Raw genomic sequence first — 2,351 nt, 5'->3', positions numbered from 1 at the left:
GCCGCGATCCGGGCCACGCCGGCCGGCACGGCCAGCTCGCCGGCGCGGCGGGCGGTGACGACGTCCCGGGCGAGCGCGGCCGCCAGCCCGTAGCCGACGCGCAGGACCGTCCAGCGCGCGGCCGACTCCCCCAGCCGGCGCTCGGTCGCGGGGAAGTCGGCCGTCGCCGGCATCGGGCAGGCATCCGCGTCCTGCCAGCTCGTGACGACGATCCGGGCGGCGCCCGCCGCCTCGGCTGCGGCGATCGCGCCGGCCAGCTGCGCGCCGCGGACCTCGGGCGGCGCGCCGTAGTAGGTCGCGTTCAGGAAGACCGTGGCGGCACCGCGGAACGCGTCGGGCAGCGTCTCCGGCGCGCCGAAGTCCACCCGGCGTACCGCGACGCGGCGCGCGCAGGACGCCGGTGCGGTGCGGGCCGACCTCACCACCGCCGAGCTGCACGCGGTCGTCGCCGGGGTGCTCGTGATGGAGCAGCGGCTTCCGGCGGCGGCCAAGGGAAAGGGGCTCGCGGTCGTCGCCGACGGGCTCAGTAGCCCTCCCACTCCTCCCGGGCGTACTGCAGGATCCGCGGGTCCATGAGGGTCGACGGCGGGACGTCCACGCGCTTGCGGTCGGCCGGGAAGACCTGGGCGGCGCGCAGCACGTCCGGGTCCAGGAAGCGCAGCGGGGCGGGCGGGTCCAGGGCCATCGCGGGCGGGGCCGGCGACGCCGAGGCCAGGAAGAAGCCCCAGTCGCCGAACGACGGCACGTCGACGTGGTACGGGACCGTCGCGAAGCCCGCCTCCGCGAGCGACGCGCCCACGCACCAGTAGGAGCGCTGGGCGAAGTACGGCGAGCCGGACTGCACGACGAGCCGGCCGCCGGGGGCCAGGGCCTTGCGCACCATCGCGTAGAACTCGACCGAGTACAGCTTCGCGGTGGCGGTCTCGTCCGGGTCGGGCATGTCCACGATGATCGCGTCGAACTGGGGCGTCTCGTCCCGCAGCCACGCGAACGCGTCCGTGTTCAGCAGGTGTACCCGGGGGTCGGCGAACGCGTCGGCATTGAGCCTGTGCAGCCGGGGGTCGGTGCGGGCGAGATCGATGACCGCCGGGTCCAGCTCCACCTCGGTGACGGAGGCGACATCGGGGTACTTCAACACCTCCCGCAGCGCCAGCCCGTCACCGCCACCGAGGATGAGCACGGACCGGCGCGGGCCGGCGAGCACCGGGTGCACCAGGGCCTCGTGGTAGCGATACTCGTCGCGCGAGGCGAACTGGAGGTCCCCGTTGAGGAACAGCCGCACGTCGGCCCCGTCCAGCGACTGGGTCAGCACGATCTCCTGGTACCGGCTGTGCGTGGCGAAGACGACCGGGTCGGCGTACAGCTCCTGGCGGGCCGTGACCTCGAACCGCTGCGACAGCGCGTACGACGCCCCGAGCACGGCCAGCACGGCGACCGCGGCGGCACTCAGCGAGACCGTGGAGCGGCGCACCAGGTCGCGGCGGAACACGGTGAACACGACGAGCAGGCCGACGACCGCGTTCACGACGCCGACGACGAGCGCGCCGCGCAGCTGCCCGAAGACCGGCAGCAGCAGGAACGGGAAGGCCAGGCCGCCCAGCAGGGCGCCGATGTAGTCGGCGGCGAACAGGTCGGCGACGGCGCTGCCGGCGTCCTGCTGCCGGATGCGCTGCAGCAGCACCATGAGCAGCGGGATCTCGGCGCCGATCAGCATGCCGAGCAGCAGCGCCATGGCGACCAGCGCCGGTGCGTAGAGGTCCAGCCAGGCGAACGCGGCGTACAGCGCGAGCACCGACAAGCCGCCGAACAGGGCCAGCAGGAGCTCGATCGCGGCGAACGCGACGAGGGCGTGCTTCTGCAGCGGCTTCGCGGCGAGCGCGCCGATGCCCATCGCGAAGACCATGACGCCGAGCACGATCGAGGCCTGGGCGGCGGTGTCGCCGATGAGGTAGCTGCCGAGGGCGACCAGGGCGAGCTCGTACACCAGGCCGCAGGCCGCGCACACGAACACCGCCAGCAGGACCGCCGTCCGCCGGAACCGCGTCACGGCTGCGGCGCCTGCGGTTTCGGCGGCGTCTCCCCGGTCGCTTCGGTCGCTTCGGTCGCCGTGGTGTCGGTCGCCGTGGCGTCGGTCGCCGTGGCGTCGGTCGGCACGGTCGGCGCGGTGTCCGCTTCGGCTTGAGCGGGCGCGCCCTCAGTCGAAGCTTCGGTCGAAGCCTCCGTCGAAGCGGCAGCCGCGGCCGACGCCGCCTCCGACGCGGTCTGGGCGGCGGCCGCCTGGGCCGCCGCGGCCTGGGCGTCGTCGGGGTCGGTGTAGATGATCTCGGCGGCGCCCGCCTCGGCGTAGCTGT

Annotated in this window: 3 protein-coding genes and 1 pseudogene; 1 reads left to right on the top strand and 3 read right to left on the bottom strand. The window is 74.5% G+C overall.

The features are described from left to right. Positions 1 to 425: NAD(P)H-binding protein (locus ABZS66_RS61355; RefSeq protein WP_354774186.1), on the bottom strand; the 425-nt coding region annotated here is incomplete at its 3' end. On the opposite strand from ABZS66_RS61355, the gene ABZS66_RS61350 reads away from it, so the two are divergent. After that, complete coding sequence (locus ABZS66_RS61350; RefSeq protein ID WP_354774184.1) at positions 313 to 576, top strand: hypothetical protein; 264 nt, start codon at positions 313 to 315, stop codon at positions 574 to 576. The two genes, ABZS66_RS61355 and ABZS66_RS61350, sit on opposite strands and share 113 nt — an antisense overlap. On the opposite strand, the gene ABZS66_RS61345 is transcribed toward ABZS66_RS61350, so the two are convergent. Together ABZS66_RS61345 and ABZS66_RS61340 are read right to left on the bottom strand one after the other, a co-directional pair. Further along, entirely contained in the window at positions 524 to 2,047 is a 1,524-nt protein-coding gene (locus ABZS66_RS61345) for a polyamine aminopropyltransferase (RefSeq protein ID WP_354774182.1), read from the bottom strand. The two genes, ABZS66_RS61350 and ABZS66_RS61345, sit on opposite strands and share 53 nt — an antisense overlap. Further along, positions 2,044 to 2,351, bottom strand: a pseudogene (locus tag ABZS66_RS61340) (hypothetical protein); the annotation flags it as partial. The pseudogene ABZS66_RS61340 and the gene ABZS66_RS61345, both read right to left, overlap by 4 nt.

The sequence above is a fragment of the Dactylosporangium sp. NPDC005572 genome, from assembly GCF_040605515.1.
Lineage (GTDB): Bacteria > Actinomycetota > Actinomycetes > Mycobacteriales > Micromonosporaceae > Dactylosporangium.
This window is presented reverse-complemented; position numbering and strand designations above follow the sequence as displayed.